The organism is Vibrio chemaguriensis, from assembly GCF_012275705.1.
GTDB lineage: Bacteria > Pseudomonadota > Gammaproteobacteria > Enterobacterales > Vibrionaceae > Vibrio > Vibrio diabolicus.
The window spans coordinates 33,856-56,803 of record NZ_SHOE01000016.1 but is presented as its reverse complement, the minus strand read 5'-3'; the positions used below and the strand labels follow the sequence as shown (position 1 = coordinate 56,803).

Annotated in this window: 19 protein-coding genes; 9 read left to right on the top strand and 10 right to left on the bottom strand. The window is 46.4% G+C overall.

Annotated features, from left to right (window positions below):
• Position 1 precedes the first annotated feature (1 nt).
• From gspG to gspC, 5 genes are read right to left on the bottom strand one after another with little or no spacing between them, the layout of a single operon-like run.
• Positions 2-445, bottom strand: coding sequence for a type II secretion system major pseudopilin GspG (gene gspG / locus EX191_RS15580; RefSeq protein WP_005394985.1), 444 nt, complete (start codon positions 443-445; stop codon positions 2-4).
• A 59-nt stretch (positions 446-504) separates the two neighbouring features.
• Positions 505-1,722, bottom strand: a complete 1,218-nt coding sequence (gene gspF / locus EX191_RS15575) for a type II secretion system inner membrane protein GspF (protein ID WP_005394987.1) — start codon at positions 1,720-1,722, stop codon at positions 505-507.
• Positions 1,722-3,224, bottom strand: coding sequence for a type II secretion system ATPase GspE (gspE, locus tag EX191_RS15570; protein ID WP_005394994.1), 1,503 nt, complete (start codon positions 3,222-3,224; stop codon positions 1,722-1,724). Before gspE ends, gspF begins: the two co-directional genes overlap by 1 nt.
• Positions 3,224-5,242, bottom strand: coding sequence for a type II secretion system secretin GspD (gene gspD, locus EX191_RS15565; protein WP_005394995.1), 2,019 nt, complete (start codon positions 5,240-5,242; stop codon positions 3,224-3,226). Before gspD ends, gspE begins: the two co-directional genes overlap by 1 nt.
• Positions 5,243-5,278: 36 nt before the next feature.
• Entirely contained in the window at positions 5,279-6,202 is a 924-nt protein-coding gene (gene gspC, locus EX191_RS15560; RefSeq protein WP_006741787.1) for a type II secretion system protein GspC, read from the bottom strand.
• Between the two features lie 253 nt (positions 6,203-6,455).
• Between gspC and hslR the strand changes: the two genes are divergently transcribed.
• From hslR to EX191_RS15540, 4 genes are all read left to right on the top strand, one after another.
• Positions 6,456-6,842: a ribosome-associated heat shock protein Hsp15 gene (gene hslR, locus EX191_RS15555; RefSeq protein ID WP_031780440.1), complete on the top strand. Its 387-nt coding sequence runs from the start codon at positions 6,456-6,458 to the stop codon at positions 6,840-6,842.
• Positions 6,843-6,873: 31 nt separating this feature from the next.
• A complete protein-coding gene (gene hslO / locus EX191_RS15550; RefSeq protein WP_046874147.1) occupies positions 6,874-7,749 on the top strand; it encodes an Hsp33 family molecular chaperone HslO in 876 nt (291 codons plus the stop codon).
• 337 nt (positions 7,750-8,086) lie between these two features.
• Positions 8,087-9,715 carry a phosphoenolpyruvate carboxykinase (ATP) gene (gene pckA / locus EX191_RS15545; protein WP_005395000.1) on the top strand — a complete coding sequence of 543 codons (1,629 nt, stop codon included), beginning with the start codon at positions 8,087-8,089 and terminating at the stop codon, positions 9,713-9,715.
• Between the two features lie 193 nt (positions 9,716-9,908).
• Positions 9,909-12,002 carry an AsmA family protein gene (locus EX191_RS15540; protein WP_164666591.1) on the top strand — a complete coding sequence of 698 codons (2,094 nt, stop codon included), beginning with the start codon at positions 9,909-9,911 and terminating at the stop codon, positions 12,000-12,002.
• Positions 12,003-12,015: 13 nt separating this feature from the next.
• On the opposite strand, the gene EX191_RS15535 is transcribed toward EX191_RS15540, so the two are convergent.
• From EX191_RS15535 to EX191_RS15525, 3 genes are all read right to left on the bottom strand, one after another.
• Positions 12,016-12,933, bottom strand: a complete 918-nt coding sequence (locus EX191_RS15535; RefSeq protein ID WP_005395003.1) for a bifunctional GNAT family N-acetyltransferase/hotdog fold thioesterase — start codon at positions 12,931-12,933, stop codon at positions 12,016-12,018.
• A gap of 106 nt (positions 12,934-13,039) precedes the next feature.
• Positions 13,040-13,474 carry a D-aminoacyl-tRNA deacylase gene (gene dtd, locus EX191_RS15530; protein WP_012841223.1) on the bottom strand — a complete coding sequence of 145 codons (435 nt, stop codon included), beginning with the start codon at positions 13,472-13,474 and terminating at the stop codon, positions 13,040-13,042.
• Positions 13,446-14,390 carry a virulence factor BrkB family protein gene (locus EX191_RS15525; protein ID WP_005379281.1) on the bottom strand — a complete coding sequence of 315 codons (945 nt, stop codon included), beginning with the start codon at positions 14,388-14,390 and terminating at the stop codon, positions 13,446-13,448. The genes dtd and EX191_RS15525 overlap by 29 nt, the downstream gene beginning before the upstream one ends.
• A 34-nt stretch (positions 14,391-14,424) precedes the next feature.
• Here EX191_RS15525 and EX191_RS15520 point away from each other — a divergent pair, with 34 nt between their 5' ends.
• Positions 14,425-15,066 carry a DUF2959 domain-containing protein gene (locus tag EX191_RS15520; protein WP_006741783.1) on the top strand — a complete coding sequence of 214 codons (642 nt, stop codon included), beginning with the start codon at positions 14,425-14,427 and terminating at the stop codon, positions 15,064-15,066.
• 31 nt (positions 15,067-15,097) lie between these two features.
• Here EX191_RS15520 and EX191_RS15515 read toward each other — a convergent pair whose 3' ends face one another.
• On the bottom strand, positions 15,098-15,640 hold the full coding sequence (locus tag EX191_RS15515; protein WP_164666592.1) for an AAA family ATPase: 543 nt from the start codon (positions 15,638-15,640) through the stop codon (positions 15,098-15,100).
• An 80-nt stretch (positions 15,641-15,720) separates the two neighbouring features.
• Positions 15,721-17,550, bottom strand: coding sequence for a translational GTPase TypA (gene typA, locus EX191_RS15510; protein ID WP_046874152.1), 1,830 nt, complete (start codon positions 17,548-17,550; stop codon positions 15,721-15,723).
• A 530-nt stretch (positions 17,551-18,080) separates the two neighbouring features.
• Here typA and glnA point away from each other — a divergent pair.
• The 4 genes from glnA to glnG all read left to right on the top strand — a co-directional run bounded on the left by glnA (position 18,081) and on the right by glnG (position 22,908).
• Positions 18,081-19,490, top strand: a complete 1,410-nt coding sequence (glnA, locus tag EX191_RS15505) for a glutamate--ammonia ligase (RefSeq protein WP_005395023.1) — start codon at positions 18,081-18,083, stop codon at positions 19,488-19,490.
• 196 nt (positions 19,491-19,686) lie between these two features.
• Entirely contained in the window at positions 19,687-20,268 is a 582-nt protein-coding gene (locus tag EX191_RS15500) for a DUF4124 domain-containing protein (protein ID WP_193448015.1), read from the top strand.
• A gap of 132 nt (positions 20,269-20,400) precedes the next feature.
• Positions 20,401-21,447 (top strand): nitrogen regulation protein NR(II), encoded by a 1,047-nt coding sequence (glnL, locus tag EX191_RS15495; protein WP_012841226.1) that lies wholly within the window; start codon positions 20,401-20,403, stop codon positions 21,445-21,447.
• Between the two features lie 57 nt (positions 21,448-21,504).
• Positions 21,505-22,908, top strand: coding sequence for a nitrogen regulation protein NR(I) (gene glnG, locus EX191_RS15490; protein WP_046874154.1), 1,404 nt, complete (start codon positions 21,505-21,507; stop codon positions 22,906-22,908).
• Positions 22,909-22,948 lie beyond the last annotated feature (40 nt).

Here is a 22,948-nt window from a genome sequence, read left to right as displayed (position 1 = left end):
TTTATTGGAAATCTTGCATGTTCCAGTTGCCAATATCTGCAGCTGGGCCTTCTCCACCCTCTTGGCCATCTGCGCCTAGAGTGAAGATGTCAATCGTACCGTTATCGCCCGGGCTTAGGTACTGGTACTGGTTACCCCAAGGGTCATTAGGAAGACGTTTGATGTAACCGCCATCACGGTAGTTACGAGGCTCTGGGTTAGAAGGCTTGCTAACTAATGCTTCCAGGCCTTGGTCTGTCGTTGGGTAAACGCTGTTATCCAACTTGTACATATCTAGGGCATTTTCCAGCGCTACGATGTCCGTAATCGCTTTTTGTTGGTCAGCCTTCTCTTTGTTACCCAATAGGTTTGGAACAACGAAACTTGCCAAAATACCAAGGATAACGACAACAACCATCACTTCTAAAAGTGTGAAACCGTGTTGTTTACTACGTTTAAATTTCATTTTTTTCTCCGAAAGTTAGATTCAAGCCATGCCGTAAGTAGACACGTCTTAATTCGAATTTATCCGCTCATCAAGTTATTCATTTCTAGCATTGGCATCAAGGTCGCCATCACAATGAACAACACTAATCCAGCCATTAAGGCAATTAATGCCGGAGTGAATACGCCTAACGCAATATTGACTGTAGATTCAAAGTTTTGATCTTGGTTATCGGCAGCACGCGTCAACATGCTCTCCAATTCACCACTTTGCTCACCACTGGCGATCATGTGTAGCATCATTGGTGGAAACAGACGAGTTTGATCTAACGCCTTACGCAGGCTGGCACCTTCTCGAACGTTATCTGCAGCAAGTAACACTTGCTGCTTCACATAGCGATTAGACATAACATCCACCGCGACACGCATGCCTTCTAGAATTGGAATCGCACTGGAAGTACAAATCGAAAGTGTTCGTGCGAATCGTGCGGTATTCAAACCTCGAGAGATTTTGCCCAATAGCGGTAGACTCAAGATTTTTCTATCCCAAGCTAAGCGAAAGTCTGGTTTTTGCAACGCCAGTTTGAGCCCATAGAAAAACACCACCAGCACGACGAAGATGATAAGCCCCCAATCTTGCACAAACTCACTGGCTGCCAGTAAGAACTGTGTTGACTGAGGTAACTCTTGTCCCATCTGAATGATTGGCTCAATGATTTTGGGTACCACTGTCGCTAATAAGAAAGAAACAATAACAACCGCAAACACCACTAAAACCACCGGGTAGATCATGGCTTGAAGCAGTTTGGAACGCATCTTCTGACGGTTTTCGACGTAGTCTGCCAAACGCTCTAATACCGTATCAAGATGGCCTGACTTTTCACCCGCCGCAACCATGGAGCGATAGAGCTCATCAAACACGTGTGGGTAATCAGCAAAGCTGTCGGCGAGCGGATAACCCTCGGTTACTTTCGAGCGAACCGCAGCCAGCATAGAACGAATTCTCGGCTTTTCAGCCTGCTCAGAGACCGCGCGCAAACATTCTTCCAGAGGCATACCTGATTGGACTAACGTGGACAATTGACGTGTGATTAGTGCCAGCTCAGATGTTGAGATGCCGCGCTTAAAGCTGACTGAACCTGAAGACTTAGCCGATTTAGCTTTCGTCTCGACCACTTCAATCGGGATCATCCCTTGTTCTTTGAGTCGCTGGCGCACTTGTCGGGCGTTGTCCCCTTCTATCGTGCCTTTTTTATGCTTGCCTTTTGCATCTAGCGCTTTGTACTCAAATGCCGCCATTAGGTTTCCTTCGTCACTCGCATCACTTCTTCAAGTGACGTAATACCACGACGTACTTTGCTTAGACCATCACTGCGAATACTTGGCGTATGGGCGCGAACGGCTCTCTCAATTTCTTGCTCACCAGACTCTCGGTGAATCAATTCTTGCACTTGCTCATCGACCATAATGAGCTCGTGGATACCTGTTCGACCTCGGTAGCCTTTTTGGTTACACGCTTCGCAGCCTTTAGCACGGTGTAGCTCTAGTGGTTCATGCGCTTCCATACCAAACAGTTTCTTCTGTTCAGCATCGGCTTCATATGGTTCTTTACAACTTGGGCAAAGCGTACGAACCAAGCGCTGTGCTAACACACCCAATAACGATGAAGAAATAAGGAATGGTTCAATGCCCATATCGCGTAGACGCGTGATCGCACCAACAGCGGTGTTGGTATGAAGGGTCGACATCACTAAGTGACCCGTTAAGGACGCTTGCACTGCAATTTGTGCGGTTTCTAAGTCACGGATCTCACCGACCATCACCACGTCAGGGTCCTGACGCAGAATAGCACGCAAGCCACGCGCAAAAGTCATGTCGACCTTCGGGTTCACCTGAGTCTGACCGATGCCATCAATGTCAAATTCGATCGGGTCTTCAACCGTTAAGATATTGCGTTCGTTACTGTTGATCTCTTGCAAGCCAGCGTACAAAGTCGTCGACTTACCAGAACCCGTCGGGCCGGTGACCAAGATGATACCGTGAGGACGCTGAATAAGATGACGGAAATTGTCGTGCACGGAAGGCGTCATACCTAAGCTATGCAAATCGAGACGCGTCGCGTTTTTATCCAACAGACGCATAACTACTCGCTCACCATGTGACGACGGCATTGTAGAAACACGCACATCAACCGCACGACCACCAATACGCAGTGAGATACGACCATCTTGAGGTACACGCTTTTCTGCAATATCCAGCTTCGCCATGACCTTCACTCGCGACACTAACAGTGGTGCAAGCTTACGACTTGGAGTGAGCACTTCACGCAATACGCCATCGACACGGAAACGAATCGAAAGGGTTTTCTCGAAAGTTTCAATGTGAATATCCGACGCCCCTTCTTTGATCGCTTCACCCAACATCGCATTGATCAACTTAATGATTGGTGCATCGTCTTCTGACTCTAGCAAGTCTTCATCATGCGGCAGCTCTTCAGCCAATGAGAAAAAGTCGTCGCTATCGGCACCGATGTCTTCCATCAATTGACGCGCTTCAGACGAGTCACGCTGATAAGCTTCGGTTAACTTTTTATCGAAGGCTTCTTTATCGATAGGTTGTGGCACGAAGCTTTTCTTCAGCACACGACGGACTTCGACCAGAGCCGCTGGGTTGAGCGGCTCGACATAGTAAAGAATGGGCGGACGCTCAGGATGCTCTGTCTCCAGCACCAGTTTAAAGCGATTGGCAAAACTGAATGGCAGACGACGCATACTTGGCGCTGTGTCTAACATATCAACCATTAGTTATTTTCCATTTGATCAATAAACGCTTGTATCTCAGTTGGGTGCTGACGCTCCTGGCCAAAGGCTGGCATGACTGGGATCTTCTCGTCAGCCATCAACTTCAATCCTTGATCCGCTTTGTAGAGCTGTTCTGCGCGAATAAAGTTGTATTTGCGCTGTGTAATGCCGTCTGCAGTCATACCATCACGAATAATCGTCGGCTTGATGAACACCATCAAGTTACGCTTTTCTGTTTGCGTGCTGGTTGATTTGAACAAATGACCAAGCACTGGGATGTCACCCAGTAGCGGTACTTTTGACTCACTTTCAAGTGCACGTTCATCAACCAAACCACCAAGAACCAGCATCTGACCATCTTGGATCATAACTGAGGTATTTAGCTGACGCTTAGCAAATCGAACGTCAACCGCACCGTTTGCACCCAATACATTGGACACTTCTTGCTCAATATTTAGCTGAACAGAGTCGCCTTCGTTAATTTGTGGCACAACCTTAAGCTTGATACCAACTTCTTTACGATCAACCGTTTGGAATGGATTATCGTTGTTTGAGCCAGCCGTAGAGCCTGTGATAACAGGCACTTCTTCACCAACAATAAATGATGCTTCACCATTATCCATTACCGTGATACTTGGAGAAGATAGAATGTTTGAGTTGGAGTCGGTCGCTACTGCACTGACCAAAGCAGTCCAGTCACCCATCACGATGCTCATCGCAGCACCGTTAACACCGCTCAGTGCCGATGCAAGAGTAGAATAGTCACCAGATTCAGTAACATCATATGGCGTTCGTTCGCCATTCGCATTTGTGTAGTATTCAGTTCGAGTTTGATCTTTTGCTTCTTCTAGACCAACCATTACCTGACCAATCGGTGCACCAGAGTTACCGTACTGAATCACCGCACCGGTTTCCAGTGAGCCCCACTGAACACCTAAGTTAATGCCGTCACCTTCTGACATTTCAACGATCAGCGCCTCAATCAAGACTTGAGCACGACGAATATCAAGCTGAGCAATAACATCTTGTAGCGCATTCATGATATCTGGTGGAGCCGTTAATACTAAGGCGTTGGTCGCTGCGTGCGCAGCAATCACCACTTCACCACGCTGGGCACCTGACGCTTTCTGGCCGACTTGCTTTTCAGCTTGTAGGTTATCGGAAACACCTTTTAGTACATCCACCAAATCTTCAGCTTTCGCGTTCTTCAGGTAAACCACGCGGTTGTTACCTTTGGTCGCCATTTCAACGTCAAGTTGACGAATCAATCGCTTCAGACGCGCACGTACTTTAGGATCGCCAGAAATCAAAATCGCGTTGGTACGTTCATCGGCAACAATTTTAGGCTCAAGGAACTCAGGCGTGCTCTTCTGATTGGTGCTTTTATTCAGTGCTTCAACAATACGCACCATTTCAGCAGCAGAAGCATTGCGCAGTTCCACCAGCTCAATTTCTTTATCACCCGCTTGATCAACACGCTTAATGATTTCCGCTAAGCGATTTACGACCGCCGCACGACCTGTGATTAAGATGATGTTCGCTGGATCGTAGTGAACTACGTTACCAGCACCAGCATTATCAATCAGTTGACGAAGTAGAGGAGACAACTCACGAACCGACACATTACGCACCGCAACAACTCGAGTGATAACGCTGTCGCCTTGCGCGCTGCCATCACCTAATACAGGGATTGCTGACGTTTTTGAGTCTTTCGCTTTGATAACCTTAAGTACACCGTTGTCCATTTCTACGACGGCGTAGCCGTATACTTCGAGTACGTTAAGGAAAAAGCTGTAGTATTGCTCTTCGTTAAGCACGTCATAGCTGCGGACATCGATTTTACCGCGCACTGAAGGGTCAACAATGATGGTCTTTTCGAGATTACGACCCACTATGTTGATGAATTCTTGAATATCAGTGCCTTTAAAGCTGGCACTAAATTCGTTTGCTATTGCACCTGGGACGCAGAGTAAACTTCCTGCTAGTAGCCAAGCACTTTTGCTGAACCAATGTTTCACGTATGTCTCCCTGAACTTACGCCGGTTGCCTAAGTCTTACAATTGGATATAGATATCGTACTGTTGGCCGTCGCGCTCAACAGTTAAATTTAATTCTTGCGGATCGCTCATCACTTGCATCAGTTGTACTGAAGAAGACGGGTCGCTTAAATCGATCCCGTTAAGTTGCACCGCAATATCACCAGGTTCTAGACCCACATCATTAAACAGCGCGGCATCACGACCAGGTGACACTCGATAACCAACAATGCCCCCGTCTCTTTTGACGGGTGAAATGGTGATGTATTTGAAAACGCTTTGTGGATCTTTCGCAATTTCCTCTCGGATTTGCTCTAATTTTTCTCCAACGTCAGACGCTGCTTCTGCTCGTTGAGATTGGGCTCTGGCTATCTGCGGCGACTCAGATAGCTTCTTATATTCTATACCCTGCATCATTAAGGTCTCGTCTCGACCTTGGTTGTCAATGATGACGCGATCCACTAATACGGCTTTTAGTGTCGCACGCGTACCTTCAATTTCTTCACCTAAACCATACGTTGCTTGCTTGCCACGGTTGGCAATGACAGCAAGGCTGGTATTCGCATCACTGCTTGCAACCGCGCCAACCAGTGTAAGGTTAAGGCGCGTCTTAGGAGCGTCTTTAACAACAGGTTGTTCTACAACTGCAGGCTTTTGTTCAGTGAATTTACCGAATAGGTTGGCATTCTGAAGGGCATTAAAATCTATCGCGTCGCCTTTATTGCTCGCAACAACGCTGCTCGTCGATGGACGCCATTGCGGCACTTCCGACGATTGAGGTATGGCTAACCATACAATTTTGCCAAGTATCCATCCGGTTATCGCAATAAACAGACAGGTGAGCAACAAGCTAAGTTTGGCTTGAATTGTATAATTATTGGACTTGATCTGAGCCAGTAGCGGTCTGCTTGATAATCCTGCACTTAGCTCTAAACGTTTCACTGAATGGCTTCCTTTATTCTAACGTTCGTCATTTAAGCTATAACAATAGCTATCGACTTTAAATTGCTAAATTTGCAATAAAATTATTACTCAACAAAGAGCAGTGAACTATATCACAAGTTGTCTTTCATACCTTTTTCTTATGCAGTTTTTGCCAACTCCCTTGAAAAAAATACGCCTTGACTCCATCTGTAGGTGAATAATCCATCACTCATTGCCATATTCGGGCAGTGATTAGATAGCGTAGTGTTCTATGAGTTCCCTAAATGAAGCCGTTAGGCTAGATAAATGGCTATGGGCCGCAAGATTTTATAAAACCCGCTCTATCGCTCGTAACATGGTCGATGGTGGTAAAGTCCACTATAATGGCCAACGAAGCAAACCGAGTAAAATCGTTGAAGTGGGCGCCGAAGTAAGACTTCGTCAAGGCAACGAAGAAAAAACGGTGATCATCGAAAAAATTTCTGATCAACGCCGAGGCGCTCCCATCGCACAGACCTTGTATCGCGAAACTAATGAAAGTATAGCGAAACGTGAGGAACACGCGACTCAACGTAAGCTTAATGCCCACAACCCAAGTCCAGAACGCCGCCCAGATAAAAAGCAGCGCAGAGACATCATTAAGTTCAAACACCAATAAAAGCCGGAATTACCAACGAGGAAAGCACTCCATGGCAAATAATGTTTTAAACCGCTACCTATTCGAAGATCTTTCAGTACGTGGCGAGTTGGTACAATTGGATGAAGCGTACCAACGTGTTATCTCCAGCAAGGAATATCCGGCAGCAATAGAGAAACTGCTGGGTGAGCTACTCGTTTCAACCACTCTTTTAACTGCCACTCTTAAGTTCGAAGGCTCAATCACCATTCAGCTACAAGGCGACGGCCCTGTATCTCTTGCCGTTATCAACGGTGACCACAAGCAACGCGTTCGTGGCGTGGCTCGCTGGGAAGGCGATATTGCCGATGATGCAAGCCTCCACGATCTCATGGGTAAAGGTTACCTCGTTATCACTATCGAACCGAAAAACGGTGAGCGTTACCAAGGTGTTGTTGGATTAGAAGGTGATACTCTAGCCGACGTACTAGAAGGCTACTTCGCAAACTCAGAGCAGCTAAAAACGCGCCTATGGATCCGCACGGGCGAGCATGAAGGTAAAGCCCACGCAGCAGGTATGTTGATTCAAGTAATCCCTGATGGCACTGGTTCACCAGATGATTTCGAGCATCTAGAGCAACTGACTGACACGGTAAAAGATGAAGAGCTATTTGGTCTAGAAGCTAACGAACTACTCTACCGCCTATATAACCAAGACAAAGTGCGCCTTTACGAACCGCAACCTGTCGAATTCCATTGTGGCTGTTCTCGTGATCGTAGTGGTGCCGCTATCATCACCGTTGAGAAAGCTGAAATTTATGACATTTTGGCTGAAGTAGGATCCGTTTCTTTACATTGTGATTACTGTGGCACGACCTATACGTTCGACGAAGCAGAAGTCACCGAGCTATATGCACAAGCTTCTGCGGACAAGAAAACCCTGCATTAATTTACATAGCTTATCAAGCACGTAATTTACCCTACAAAATGCCAGCTTAATGCTGGCATTTTTGTGATCAACCCCTCGTAATACCTCGCTTCAAGCGTAATAAAACAACTGCTTAATTTTAAACAATTAATAATGATTTTGCCCTAGCGCAAAGGATTGCGTGCACGATAAACTATTCCCACCAATATGTGACGGGTTACCTAAAACCTTATTGAAATCATGGATAAATTTTGAGCTATCTCCCTGTTTTCTCCCCGCCCCGTTGCTAGCATGGTGAGCAGATTAAAATTAAAACATTCTTACAAAATCCCTACAAAAATCCTTATAAGGAGCACCTATGACCGTTATGGAACATACTAAGGCTGCAACACTTGATCTAACCAAGCACGGACTGCATAACGTTAAAGAGGTTATTCGCAACCCTAGCTACGAAATGTTGTTTGAGGAAGAAACGCGTGAAGACCTAACAGGTTATGAGCGTGGCGTGGTTACTGAACTAGGTGCGGTTGCCGTTGACACTGGCATCTTTACTGGTCGCTCACCAAAAGATAAATACATCGTCAAAGACGCTACGACAGAAGAGCATATGTGGTGGACGTCTGATCAAGTAAAAAATGACAACAAGCCAATCACTCCAGAAGTGTGGGACGAGCTGAAAGAACTGGTCACAAACCAGCTTTCTAACAAGCGCTTGTTTGTTGTTGACGGTTACTGTGGTGCAAACCCAGATACGCGTTTGAGCATTCGTGTTATCACGGAAGTCGCATGGCAAGCGCACTTCGTTAAAAACATGTTTATCCGCCCAACGGAAGAAGAATTGGCAACATTTGAACCAGACTTCGTGGTAATGAATGGCGCAAAATGCACTAACCCAAAATGGGAAGAGCAAGGTCTGAACTCAGAAAACTTCACCGTATTTAACCTAACCGAGCGCATGCAACTTATCGGTGGTACTTGGTACGGCGGTGAGATGAAGAAAGGCATGTTCGCAATGATGAACTACTTCCTTCCTCTAAAAGACATCGCATCAATGCACTGTAGCGCTAACATGGGCAAAGACGGCGACGTAGCGGTATTCTTTGGTCTCTCTGGTACGGGTAAAACCACACTATCGACTGATCCTAAACGTGCGTTAATTGGTGATGATGAGCACGGTTGGGATGATGACGGCGTCTTCAACTTCGAAGGTGGTTGTTACGCGAAAACCATCAAGCTATCGAAAGAAGCGGAGCCAGACATCTACAACGCAATTCGCCGTGATGCACTGCTAGAAAACGTAACGGTACGTAGCGATGGTTCTATCGACTTTGATGATGGTTCGAAAACAGAAAACACTCGTGTTTCTTACCCTATCTACCATATCGACAACATCGTTAAGCCAGTATCAAAAGGCGGTCACGCGAATAAAGTGATCTTCCTATCAGCGGACGCATTTGGTGTGCTACCTCCAGTGTCTAAATTGACACCTGAGCAAACTAAGTACCACTTCCTATCTGGCTTTACTGCAAAATTGGCAGGAACAGAGCGTGGTATTACTGAGCCAACACCAACCTTCTCTGCATGTTTTGGCGCAGCGTTCCTAACGCTTCACCCAACTAAATACGCAGAAGTACTGGTTAAACGTATGGAAGCAGCAGGCGCTGAGGCTTACCTAGTGAACACAGGTTGGAACGGCACTGGCAAACGTATCTCGATTCAAGATACGCGCGGAATTATTGATGCGATTCTTGATGGTTCGATTGAAGATGCACCAACTAAGCACATTCCTATCTTCAATCTTGAAGTACCGACTTCACTACCAGGTGTGGATCCAAGCATTCTAGACCCTCGTGACACATACGTTGATCCACTTCAGTGGGAAAGCAAAGCGAAAGACTTGGCTGAACGCTTTATCAATAACTTTGATAAATACACGGACAATGCGGAAGGTAAATCTCTGGTTGCCGCTGGCCCTCAGATTGATTAAATCGAGTAACAACGACGTCGCGTAAACCACAGTGGTAAGTGGTCAGCCACTTATCACTTTTACGTAGACCAAGTTACAAAAAAACCGCTTCAAGCCCCTCTTTTGAGGGGCTTTTTATTGAATACCGCAGAATATTGATACAAGCTAAAGCCTATCTAGTTTTATTTAATAGCAAACGTAGGTTCTAGCAGGGATGAAAACAGCGCGTCGAGTTCTAATTCTGTTACTGGTTATCTTAGTTGCCATTCCGGCCACTATGATTGCGCTGTTAACAACATCTTACGCCGATGCAACTTGGCGTCTGCTATCAAACAGCCTCTCCCTGCCCTTTCAAGCAGAAAGCGTGCGTTACGATTTTCCCTACCACTTAACTTTACAGGGTGTGAACACAAACGTAGACGACGGCTCTTACATCGAGCAAGTCGATTTATGGATGAATCCCGATGTTTATCGCGATGGTAAATGGATCGTTGATAGCTTATTGATTGATGGACTTAATTTGCAGTATGGCGCGCCAAAGCTCCCGCCTTTAGATAACGTTTTGTTCCATCAAATCGCGCTCAAAAATATTGATTACGCCGACGAGCAGTTTTCTGGTAATGGCATTGACCTTCAAATTCAATCACCACAGTGGAATGGCCAGTTAATACCATATGGCGAGGTTCAACTTGCAGCCGACCAGATCTATTGGAATGGCGAAGCCTTTAATCAGGTCTTGGTCGACATGGACTACAAACCGCAAGACAGTACGCTCTATGGCACTTCATTTAACTGGCGTAACAGTCAAATTTCAGGGCAAGGCGAGCAGTATCCACAAGGCTGGTCTTTAGTGAATGTGACCATCAATAAGTTGCAACTCAATCATATCCAGCTCCAATCACTGCTTGCTAAGCCTTGGCAAGCAATACCATTCAAGATTAATCACATTAATAGCTTAGACTTACTGAACGCCGATATTGAATGGGGCGATTGGCACTGGCAAAACTTAGAGCTCTCCGTAGAAAACGCCACACTGCCACTGTCTCTCTGGGAGACAACGGCTCAAGTTTCATTGCAGGCGGATAGCGTCCGATTCCAACAGCAAACCGCAATAGAGCCACGTTTAAGTGCTGTTATCAAGCCTGGAAAAATCCAGCTCAACGATCTCAGCTTAGATTGGCAGCAAGGTCGTGTGCAGGTCTCTGGGGTGTTCACTCCAACGCAATGGCAACTCGAAGAAGCCTCCATTCAAGGCCTCAAGTGGGCAATACAACCTGAAGATAACCAAAACTGGTGGCACGCAGCCATCAGTAAGTTAGATCATGTCACAATCCAACGACTCGACATCGAGCGCAGCCAGATCATTCAGCTATCTCACGAACCTTATTGGCAGTTCTCCGGTTTAAACATCGAAGGGCAGCAGCTTGATCTTAAACAGGTCAATCAACGTTGGGGCCTTTGGCATGGCGATCTGGACGCTAGCGTTGTAAACGCCAGTTATAACCAAGTGCTCACGTCTCATGCTGCACTTGCCATGCAAAGTGAGAATGGCTTTTGGAAACTGACACGCCTTTTTGCACCACTCGAGCAAGGCTACGTAGAAGGCATCGGACAGATAAACCTAAGTACTCCGAGCCAGCCTTGGGTACTCAACCTCAATGCCGATGGCATTCCCTTATCACTCTTCCACGATTATTTACCCAACACACTGGCCATTGATGGTTTTTCCGATCTCAGCCTCGATTTACAAGGATTATCAGGTGATCGCAACATGCTGGCCTACAGCTTATCTGGTGAAGTGGAAGCCAACCTACGAGATACCCGTTTTAAATCCCAAGCGAATCATTCGCTCAAAGCCATTGCCTTAAGTCCGCTGCGTTTAAGCGCGCAACGAGGGAAAGTCGCCATAGAACCAGTCACCATTTCTGGGAAAGCTATGAGTGGTAGGGTTTGGGGCGAGTTTGATATGGCCAACAACCCGCTAAATGGCATTGTTTATCAATTGAAAGAGTCGTGCGGGAGCGTTGAAGGCGATCTACTCAGTGGCGAAATCCATCATAATGAATGTTTAAAAGCACCAGCACCAAAAGCACCGGCTGATGTTGAAAGCACTCCACAAACAAGTGAATCAGCCATGGAGCTGCCAACTGCGATTGATAACATCAATGTGGAGATTCAAGAGGAAGAATTTTCCGAAGAAATTGTCGAAGAAGACGAAGCATCTGTCACTGATCCCACCACAGAGGAACAAATCCTCCCACCGACAGAGCGAGAAAACGAAACAGATAAGCGCCCTACAGATCAGTAAGGCGCCCTCTCAATTAACAGCTGAGTAATTGCGAATAGTTCGGTATCAGCATATAGGTACCAACAAAATCTACGGCTGGCGTGTCGCCACTATAAATCACCACGTGAATGACGATGCGTGCTTTACGCCCTGACTCCAATCGATCTAGGTCACCACTGATCCCATCTAACGAAGTACTTGCCACGGGGTTTTGTTCGACTGGTTGACGATAACGAATCGAGCTGTCGGCCAACACAATATCACCATGCAAACCGCGCTCTTTAAGCAGCAGCCACGTCATACCCCACCCCGTCAAGGTAGCTAAAGTAAAAGCCGACCCCGCAAACATGGTGTTATGCGGATTAAGGTTTGGATTAAGTTGCGCGCAGCATTCAAACTGGTAACCCGTGTACTGGTTAATTTTTATCCCCATTTTGTCGCTAATTGGGATCTGTTGCTCCCAGCGCTGCTGAAGTTCAGTGCACCATTCTGGGCGACGCAACACATTCGCCATCGGATCCAATGGTTTCACCATTTGCTGGTGACGCACAGGACCGCGCTCGTCGGTCAGTTCACCGCGACGCTCAAAGCCATTTTTCTCGTAAAATGCGATGGCATCTTCACGGGCATTACACACCAAGCGCTTCGCCCCTTCTTGGCGTGCTAACGACTCTAGCGCGACCAGAACCAGCGAGCCCATACCTTTACTGCGGCGATTATTTTTAACCGCCATATAGCGGATTTGGCCATCATTATCCGGCGTAATGTATAAACGACCGATCGCCATAGGACGACCTCGGCCATCAACAATCATACGGTGATGGCTCATTTCATCGTATTCATCGCGTTCAGAGCCAATTGGCATACGCCATGGCTCACGAAGCAGTTGCCAGCGAAACTGATAATACTTATTTATCTGATTATCGGTTTTGGGAGTAATGAGTTTGAACATATCAATCCTTTGAAAGCACAACACTAATAAATGTCGGGAAAATCACTCCAAGCCAATTCCATGAGCTTGGAGTTAAAGCTTAGACCATGGCGCTTGTGTTACCAGACTAGACCTGCAACCAAAACGTCACCGGACCGTCATTCACTAAGGACACTTTCATATCGGCAGCGAAGCGGCCACGCTGTGTGGGTAAAACTTGTTCACACAAATCAGAAAAGTAATCATACAAGCGCTCAGCATCAGCAGGATGCGCACCGCGAGAAAAGCCAGCACGAGTGCCTTTTTTTGTATCCGCAGGTAACGTAAATTGAGAAACCACCAGCACTTTGCCTTCTACCTGTTTGACGTTCAGGTTCATCTTACCTTCATCATCTTCGAACACGCGGTAGGTCGTAACACGCTCCATCAAGCGTTTTGCTTTGGCCTCATCGTCGTCTTTCTCTACTCCTAATAAGACCAGCAGACCACGATCAATTTCCCCTACGACTTCACCATCCACACGGACGGCAGCTTCACTGACTCGTTGAATTAGCGCTATCACTACTCTCGCTTCCTTCATCTGTTAACTGAGATTCAGCGGTCGAGTGTATCATGTCTAAATCTTCACTCCAGTGCTCTCGCTCACCAAGCGCTGCTGTGACTTCCGCACCCAATAACACGATCATCCAGCATAAATACACCCAAACAAACAAGATAGGAATCGCGGCTAACGCGCCGTAAATGAGCTGATAAGACGGAAACTGCGTGATGTAGAGTGCAAAGCCCTTTTTACTTAATTCGAACAGTATCGCGGCGACAGCTGCCCCCATCGCACCATGAGCCAGGTGCACTTTTTTATTCGGCACCAGAATATACAAGCCAAGGAAAGCGAAAAAAGACAACAACAGCGGTAACCAACGTAAAAACAGATTGAACGCACCAGATAATGTCTCGTTCTCTAAAATTTGCAGTGAGGTCACGTACGATGTCGCCGCGATACTCGCACCGACCATGATCGGCCCTAACGTGAGTACCATCCAATACATAGAGAATGAAAAGACTAAACGGCGCTTGTCTTTAACTCGCCAAATGTAGTTTAAGTTCTTATCAATGTTCGAAATCAGCATGACTGCAGCAATGAATAAAAACCCACCGCCAACCGCGCTCATTTTGCCCGTATTCGCCACAAATTCCTGCAATGCCGTATGTACAGCTTCCCCAGATGCCGGAACAAAATTCTCAATAATGTAGCCTTGCAACACCTCACCGACGTTCGCAAAAACGGGAAATTTCGACAATATTGATAACAATACCGTCAGCATTGGCACGATGGATAACAAGGTAATGTAGGCAAGATAGCCCGCGTTCACATTGACGCGATCATGCGTTAATCGCTTAAGAAGATACTTAAAAAACGCGACGCAACTTGGCAGTAGATTGATTAATCTTGCCTTGTAACTCTCTGATAACTGGTTCATAGTTCATCCCATAATTAGCGTCGAGGACATAAGAATGCCTTATTTATTAGCAATTGTACTATCAATTTTCACTTTAACAGGGTGTCAATCTGCTTATTACTCAGCGATGGAGCAAGTTGGGTACCATAAACGAGATATTATGGTCGACCGCGTTGAAGATGCCAAAGAATCTCAACAAGATGCACAAGAAGAATTCACCAGTGCACTCGAGGCCTTATCTGCGATCACTAATTTTGATGGGGGTGAGCTAGAAAGTGTCTACAACAAAATCAATGACAAGTACGAAGACAGCGAAAAAGCGGCGCAAGACGTTCGTGACCGCATTGCTGCGATTGAAGACGTTTCCGGCGCACTGTTTAATGAATGGCAAGACGAACTAGAGCTGTACTCGAGCGCGAAATTGCGCCGTTCAAGCGAACAAAAGCTACGTGAAACCAAAGCTTCGTACAAAACCATGCTTAGCGCAATGAAGCGTGCAGAGAAAAAGATGACGCCTGTACTAAATACACTGCGCGACAACACGTTGTACTTGAAACACAACCTTAACGCGAGTGCGATTGGCTCTCTACAAGGTGAGTTTTCTAGTCTAGAGAAAGACATTCAGTTTGCAATCAAACAGATGAACGAAGCGATTGCAGAGTCTGATAAGTTCCTACAAAAGCTCAATCAAAAGTAAATGATTCAAGCCTCCTCCTAGCGAGGAGGTTTTAGTCTGCGACCTCATCAACTAAACCGATGACTCTTCGAACAAAACCTACTCGTTCTAGCACACTGCCCCATGGCACTTCTACCACTTCGTAACCTAATTCAGCATAGATATCCACTAAGGATTGATGAATCTCCAATGCTTCTTCAAAGCTGTGCGGACGCACTTCATCTTGCACGTAAATGGATGCTTCAGGTCGACAAGTAAACACCTGACTATGGTACCCAGCACTTTCAGTTAAGAAAGCTTGGTCAACCTTACAACCGCCCACTTGTAAGTAAGCAATGATGTCTGGGATGGCGCGATCAACAAACGCAACGTCATGACAACGCGCATCACTCTTTTGCTTGCTCATCAAGTTGAGACACAATTGAGCAAACTCAGGCAGGTTCGTCCACGGCAAGATACCGTCGTCTAACTGGTTTTGCTGTTCAATTAGCGTACGAGAGCTCTCTGCAAACGTCGCATACCCTTGCCGCTCTAATGCATTCAGTAGGGTGGTTTTCCCCGCACCTGGGCCACCAGTAATCACAATTGGCTTCATGCTGATATGTTCATTCTCTAGATACAAAAAACCCTGAGCATAACTCAGGGCTTCTTCTTAATTGAATCGCTTAACGAAAATTATTTCGCGCCACGAGAAGCACGTTTACGATCGCTTTCCGTTAGGAATTTCTTACGGATACGGATGCTTTCAGGTGTTACTTCTACTAACTCGTCGTCATCGATGAACTCAAGCGCTTGCTCTAGCGTCATGATGATTGGCGGAGTTAGAACCTGTGCGTCATCTGTACCAGATGCACGAACGTTGGTTAGCTGCTTACCTTTCAGTGCGTTTACTGTTAGGTCGTTGTCGCGGCTGTGAATACCGATAACCATGCCTTCGTAAACTTCCACACCGTGACCGATAAATAGACGACCACGTTCTTGAAGGTTGAACAGTGCGTTAGTTAGCGCTTTACCCGCAGCGTTAGCAATCAGAACACCGTTGATACGCTGACCGATGTTACCGCCTTTGTGTGGGCCGTAGTGGTCAAACGTATGGTATAGAAGACCAGAACCAGAAGTCAGTGTCATGAATTCCGTTTGGAAGCCGATCAGACCACGAGATGGCATGATGAAGTCCATACGTACACGACCTTTACCGTCTGGAGCCATATCTTTCAGCTCACCTTTACGTAGGCCGATATTCTCCATGATACCGCCTTGGTGCTCTTCCATTACGTCGATGGTTACCGTTTCAAACGGTTCCATTAACTGACCATCTTCTTCTTTGATGATTACTTCTGGACGAGATACGGCAAGCTCGAAGCCTTCACGACGCATGTTTTCGATCAGGATAGACAGGTGAAGCTCACCACGGCCTGATACGCGGAATTTGTCTGGATCGTCTGTTTGTTCAACGCGCAGTGCAACGTTGTGTACCAGTTCCTTCTCTAGACGCTCAAGGATGTTACGTGAAGTGACGAACTTACCTTCTTTACCAGCGAATGGAGACGTGTTTACTTGGAACGTCATGGTTACTGTTGGTTCATCAACAGACAGTGCTGGTAGTGCTTCTACTGCGTTTTGTGCACAGATAGTGTCAGAGATTTTAAGCTCGCCAAGACCAGTGATTGCAATGATATCACCCGCGTTAGCTTGCTCAACTTCGTGACGCTCTAGGCCTAGGTAGCCCATTACTGTGCCCACTTTACCGTTGCGAGTTTTGCCGTCGGCACCAACAACCGTTACTTGCTGGTTTGGCTTAACGCTACCACGAGTTACACGGCCAACGCCGATAACGCCAACGTAAGAGCTGTAATCCAACTGAGAGATTTGCATCTGTAGTGGACCATCTAGGTCAACTTCTGGTGCAGCTACTTCGCCAACGATAGTTTCGAATAGCGGTTCCATGTTCTCGCCAGTTTCGCCTTCTTCTAGAGAAGCCCAACCGTTAAGAGCAGAAGCGTAAACCACTTTAAAGTCTAACTGTTCGTCAGAAGCACCTAGGTTGTCGAATAGGTCGAACACTTGGTCCATAACCCAATCAGGACGTGCGCCAGGGCGGTCAATCTTGTTGATAACAACGATTGGTTTTAGACCATGAGCAAACGCTTTTTGTGTTACGAAACGCGTTTGAGGCATTGGACCATCAACCGCGTCAACGATAAGTAGTACAGAGTCTACCATCGACATGATACGTTCAACTTCGCCACCGAAGTCCGCGTGTCCCGGAGTATCTACGATGTTGATACGGTAATCGTTCCAGTCGATTGCTGTGTTTTTAGCAAGAATGGTAATACCGCGCTCTTTCTCGATGTCGTTCGAGTCCATGACTCGCTCTTCAGCTTCACCGCGAGACTCAAGCGTGCCTGATTGTTGTAGCAGCTTGTCAACCAACGTGGTTTTACCGTGGTCAACGTGCGCGATGATCGCGATATTTCTTAATTTATCAATCTGTGGAGTAGCCATGGATATTGATTCACTTAGATAGATGAAATGCCCCCACGCTGAGAACGGGTGCTCTCTGGCGACATTTGCTGATTAAAAAAACGGCCATAATGTACCAGATTTTAGCAAAAAGCCTAGAAATATGTGATCTACTCCCGAGCATTTCTGCGATTTTTACGCTTAATGCCCATTTTCTTCCTCAGAACGAATTGATTAAACGCAACTTTATTCCAATCGATGCATAATTCAAATTGACTCTTGCTCAAAAACTGGGCTGAATAAGCAATGCGCCTGTCACATTATGGTGCAATAATTATTTTCCGCACCACAATAGTGCAAGTAAAGATCATTTTGGTGCAATCATCTGCACCAAGCTAGCGCCAAAAAACACAATTGCTTGAAATTAATGGAATATTTTTTTTGGCACGGTTTTGGCTTTAGTTAAAACAGCATCGATTAATGAAAAGTCAAATTGATTAATCAATGCCAGGTTTCATGAATAATTCATAAATCGAGCTTTTACCGCTTATTAACACTGGAGGTTATCCAAGATGTCAGTAGAAAACGTTCTATCGCTGATCCAAGAAAACGAAGTTAAGTTTGTTGACCTACGCTTCACTGATACAAAAGGTAAAGAGCAGCACATTTCGATCCCTGCTCACCAAATCGACGCAGACTTCTTCGAAGAAGGTAAAATGTTCGATGGTTCATCAGTTGCTGGCTGGAAAGGTATCAACGAATCAGACATGGTAATGATGCCTGACGCATCTTCTGCTGTGCTTGACCCATTCACGGAAGACGCAACACTAAACATCCGTTGTGACATCTTAGAGCCGGCAACAATGCAAGGCTACGACCGTGACCCACGTTCTATCGCAAAACGCGCTGAAGACTTCATGCGCTCTACTGGCGTTGCAGATACTGTACTTATCGGTCCTGAGCCAGAATTCTTCCTATTTGACGACGTGAAGTTCGCGACTGACATGTCAGGCTCTTTCTTCAAGATCGATGACGTAGAAGCAGCATGGAACACAGGTTCTGATTACGAAGAAGGTAACAAAGGTCACCGTCCAGGTGTTAAAGGTGGTTACTTCCCTGTAGCTCCAGTGGATTCATCTCAAGATATCCGTTCTGCTATGTGTCTAGTAATGGAAGAGATGGGTCTTGTTGTTGAAGCACACCACCACGAAGTGGCAACAGCGGGTCAAAACGAAATCGCAACTCGTTTCAACACGCTAACAACCAAAGCTGACGAAATCCAAATCTACAAGTACGTTGTACACAACGTTGCTCACGCGTTTGGTAAAACAGCGACGTTCATGCCTAAACCACTTGTTGGTGACAACGGTAGCGGTATGCACGTTCACCAATCTCTAGCGAAAGATGGTGTAAACCTATTTGCTGGTGACAAGTACGGCGGTCTATCTGAAATGGCGCTTTACTACATTGGCGGTATCATCAAACACGCTCGTGCAATCAACGCATTTGCTAACCCATCAACAAACTCGTACAAACGTCTTGTACCAGGCTTCGAAGCGCCAGTTATGCTTGCTTACTCTGCACGTAACCGCTCTGCTTCAATCCGTATCCCAGTGGTACCAAGCCCGAAAGCACGTCGTATCGAAGTTCGCTTTGGTGACCCAGCGGCTAACCCATACCTATGCTTTGCATCAATGCTAATGGCTGGTCTTGACGGTATTAAGAACAAGATCCACCCAGGCGAAGCAATGGATAAAGACCTTTACGATCTACCAGCAGAAGAAGCAGCAGAAATCCCAACGGTTGCATACTCACTGAAAGACGCACTAGCAGAGCTAGATGCTGACCGTGAATTCCTAACAGCGGGTGGTGTATTCTCTGACGACTTCATCGACTCTTACATCGAGCTGAAATCTCAGGACGTAGAGCGCGTGAACATGACAACTCACCCAGTTGAGTTCGAACTTTACTACTCTGTATAAGGTCGACACTGTGTAAAATGTAAACACAGCAACAAAATATTAGGCTCGCCTCGCAGGCGGGCCTTTTTTGTATTCGTCAGTCAAGATTCGACGTTTAACATGAGGGGATAATAAAAATACGCTTGGACTTTTTACCTTGTAGGTCAAAGAGCTAAGCCATTGAAACGTGAAATCATCGATCAAAAGAAGGTGAGCAATGAAAGTTCAGCTTATTCCATCGCTATGTGCTCTCAGCGGATTATTAATCGTCTCCATCGCATCAGCGCAGGTTGCTTATACATGGGTAGATAAAAATGGCGTGGTTCATTTTAGTGATACGCCAAACCAAGGTGCAAAAGCCATCGCGCTGCCAAACCTTGAAGCCAGCGCACCGGCTCCTAAGGTAGAAAGCACGGAATCACTCGCCCCTCAGGCCAAGCCATCGAAAGAGCCACAAGACAAGCCGGAAAAGAAAACCGATAAACCTCTCCCATTAAAGCTCTCGATGCTGATTCCTCAACATAACGAAACCATCCGCAGCAACCGAGGAATCATCAATATTCAACTGGAAACCAATCGCAAGCTTGGTATCGGTGAACAGCTGCAACTGCTGCTCGACGGAAAACCTTATGGTGCGCCACAAAGCCATATGACGTGGCAGTTAAACAATATTGACCGAGGCACCCACACACTGGCCGTGCACGCGAAAAGAAGCGGCAAGCTTATTGCATCTACTAGCCCTATAACGGTGCATTTACATAGAGCAAGTGTTAAGCCGACCGTAAAAGGGGCAAAATAGAATATCTGGTGAAAAAAATAGCATCACTGCGGTGCTTTTCACTTTTTCTTCTGAGATTTATTCGCCATACTTAACGTTCAATTGCACCATTATTGTGCAACGCACAATCTTAAAGCAAAACAAGGACGTAATGTGGATACCAGTCTTCCTAGTGCCATTCTCAACAACATGGTGACAGCAACACTGATTCTTGATGATGGATTGGCTATCCGTTATGCCAATCCGGCTGCCGAGTTGCTGTTTTCTCAAAGCGCGAAACGTATTGTTGAACAATCGCTTTCTCAATTGATTCAACATGCGTCGCTGGATCTCGCGCTGCTCACTCAACCATTGCAAAGTGGCCAAAGCATCACCGACAGTGACGTCACTTTCGTTGTTGATGGCCGCCCCTTAATGCTAGAGGTGACAGTTAGCCCAATCACTTGGCAAAAACAGTTGATGCTTCTGGTTGAGATGCGCAAAATTGATCAACAGCGCCGACTCTCTCAAGAACTAAACCAGCACGCCCAACAACAAGCGGCGAAACTGTTAGTCCGAGGGCTTGCACATGAGATCAAAAACCCGCTAGGTGGATTACGTGGTGCAGCGCAATTGCTAGAAAAAATGCTGCCAGATCCCTCTCTCACCGAGTATACGCACATCATTATTGAGCAAGCCGACCGTTTAAGAGCGCTCGTTGATCGATTACTCGGGCCACAAAAGCCAGGTAAGAAGACACAAGAAAACTTGCATCAAATTCTGGAAAAGGTTCGCCAGTTGGTTGAATTAGAATCGCAACGTTCAATCGTGATTGAACGCGATTACGACCCGAGCTTGCCAGAAATTTTGATGGATGCGGACCAAATCGAACAGGCGATGCTTAATATCGTCAGTAATGCGGCGCAAATTCTTAGCCATCAAGAACACGGTAAAATCACCATTCGCACCAGAACGGTGCATCAAGCTAATATTCACGGCAAACGCTGTAAACTCGCTGCGCGTGTCGAAATCACAGACAACGGCCCAGGCATTCCACCGGAATTACAAGACACGCTGTTCTATCCCATGGTCAGTGGCCGCGAGGGAGGAACTGGCTTAGGGCTGTCTATTTCACAAAATTTGATCGACCAGCACAATGGAAAAATAGACGTAGAAAGCTGGCCTGGTCACACAACATTTACTATTTATTTGCCGATCTGATTGCGCTAATGGACTTCAAGTCGCATCATTTTTTCGGTTTGCTGCAAGGATTACTACATGAGTAAAGGATATGTTTGGGTCGTTGATGACGACAGTTCCATTCGCTGGGTGATGGAGAAAACGCTCTCCTCTGCCAACATAAAATGCGAAACCTATGCCGATGGGGAAAGCGTTTTGATGGCGCTCGAACGCGAAGTACCAGATGTGCTGGTATCGGACATTCGCATGCCGGGCATTGATGGATTAGAGCTGCTAAAACAAGTACAGCGCGATTACCCAGACCTTCCCGTGATTATCATGACCGCCCACTCGGATTTGGATGCGGCAGTGAATGCGTACCAAAAAGGCGCCTTTGAATACTTACCAAAACCTTTTGATATCGATGAAACCTTAACGTTAGTTGAGCGAGCGATTGCACACAGTCACGAAAATAAACGTGAGCAACTCTCTCCAGAAGACATTCCTGCGGAAACGCCAGAAATCATCGGTGAAGCGCCAGCCATGCAAGAAGTATTTCGAGCCATTGGTCGTCTTTCTCGCTCCTCAATTTCAGTATTGATTAACGGTGAATCGGGCACGGGTAAAGAGCTCGTTGCTCATGCGTTGCACCGCCATAGTCCTCGCGCCAACAAACCTTTTATTGCACTCAATATGGCAGCGATTCCCAAAGATCTGATTGAGTCAGAGTTGTTTGGTCATGAAAAAGGGGCATTTACCGGGGCGAACAATGTTCGTCAGGGTCGATTCGAACAAGCCAATGGCGGCACCCTATTTTTAGACGAAATCGGTGACATGCCGTTAGATATTCAAACCCGTTTGCTGCGTGTTCTGGCCGACGGACAGTTTTATCGAGTGGGCGGTCACTCCCCAATCAGCGTCGACGTAAGGATTGTCGCGGCAACACACCAGAATTTAGAAAAGCTGGTGCATGAAGGCGATTTCCGTGAAGACTTATTCCATCGCTTGAACGTGATTCGAGTGCAGATTCCGGCATTGCGTGAACGTAAGCAGGACATCGAAAAACTTACGCAGCATTTTCTTATCCGAGCGGCTGATGAGCTGGGGGTCGAAACCAAAACTCTGCATCCGTCGACCGTTGAAATTCTTAACCGCCTTGATTGGCCGGGCAACGTGCGTCAATTAGAGAATATTTGCCGTTGGTTAACCGTCATGGCCAGTGGTAGCGAGGTATTGCCAAACGACTTACCAAGCGAACTGCTCGAAGAGAAAAAATCCATTTTGGACTCTGAACATGGCAGCTGGCAAGAACAATTGGCGGATTGGGCACGTCAATCACTCGCGGCAGGAGATAAAGAACTGCTTTCTTATGCTTTACCAGAATTTGAGCGCATTTTATTAGAGGCCGCTTTGGAGCACACTAAAGGTCACAAGCAAGATGCCGCTAAAGTATTAGGCTGGGGGCGAAACACGCTTACCAGAAAATTAAAAGAATTGTACTGACAATCACTTACGTGGTGCGTTAACAACGAGAGTCGTTTGT

Excerpts from the sequence above, each read along its gene's own strand:
- glnA (WP_005395023.1), top strand. The coding sequence starts at position 18,081 with ATGTCAGTAGAAAACGTTCTATCGCTGATCCAAGAAAACGAAGTTAAG.
- hslO (WP_046874147.1), top strand. The coding sequence starts at position 6,874 with ATGGCAAATAATGTTTTAAACCGCTACCTATTCGAAGATCTTTCAGTA.
- pckA (WP_005395000.1), top strand. The coding sequence starts at position 8,087 with ATGACCGTTATGGAACATACTAAGGCTGCAACACTTGATCTAACCAAG.
- EX191_RS15520 (WP_006741783.1), top strand. The coding sequence starts at position 14,425 with ATGCCTTATTTATTAGCAATTGTACTATCAATTTTCACTTTAACAGGG.
- gspE (WP_005394994.1), bottom strand. The coding sequence starts at position 3,224 with ATGGTTGATATGTTAGACACAGCGCCAAGTATGCGTCGTCTGCCATTC.
- EX191_RS15535 (WP_005395003.1), bottom strand. The coding sequence starts at position 12,933 with ATGTTCAAACTCATTACTCCCAAAACCGATAATCAGATAAATAAGTAT.
- EX191_RS15540 (WP_164666591.1), top strand. The coding sequence starts at position 9,909 with ATGAAAACAGCGCGTCGAGTTCTAATTCTGTTACTGGTTATCTTAGTT.
- EX191_RS15515 (WP_164666592.1), bottom strand. The coding sequence starts at position 15,640 with ATGAAGCCAATTGTGATTACTGGTGGCCCAGGTGCGGGGAAAACCACC.
- gspF (WP_005394987.1), bottom strand. The coding sequence starts at position 1,722 with ATGGCGGCATTTGAGTACAAAGCGCTAGATGCAAAAGGCAAGCATAAA.
- typA (WP_046874152.1), bottom strand. The coding sequence starts at position 17,550 with ATGGCTACTCCACAGATTGATAAATTAAGAAATATCGCGATCATCGCG.
- hslR (WP_031780440.1), top strand. The coding sequence starts at position 6,456 with ATGAGTTCCCTAAATGAAGCCGTTAGGCTAGATAAATGGCTATGGGCC.
- EX191_RS15525 (WP_005379281.1), bottom strand. The coding sequence starts at position 14,390 with ATGAACCAGTTATCAGAGAGTTACAAGGCAAGATTAATCAATCTACTG.
- gspG (WP_005394985.1), bottom strand. The coding sequence starts at position 445 with ATGAAATTTAAACGTAGTAAACAACACGGTTTCACACTTTTAGAAGTG.
- EX191_RS15500 (WP_193448015.1), top strand. The coding sequence starts at position 19,687 with ATGAAAGTTCAGCTTATTCCATCGCTATGTGCTCTCAGCGGATTATTA.
- glnG (WP_046874154.1), top strand. The coding sequence starts at position 21,505 with ATGAGTAAAGGATATGTTTGGGTCGTTGATGACGACAGTTCCATTCGC.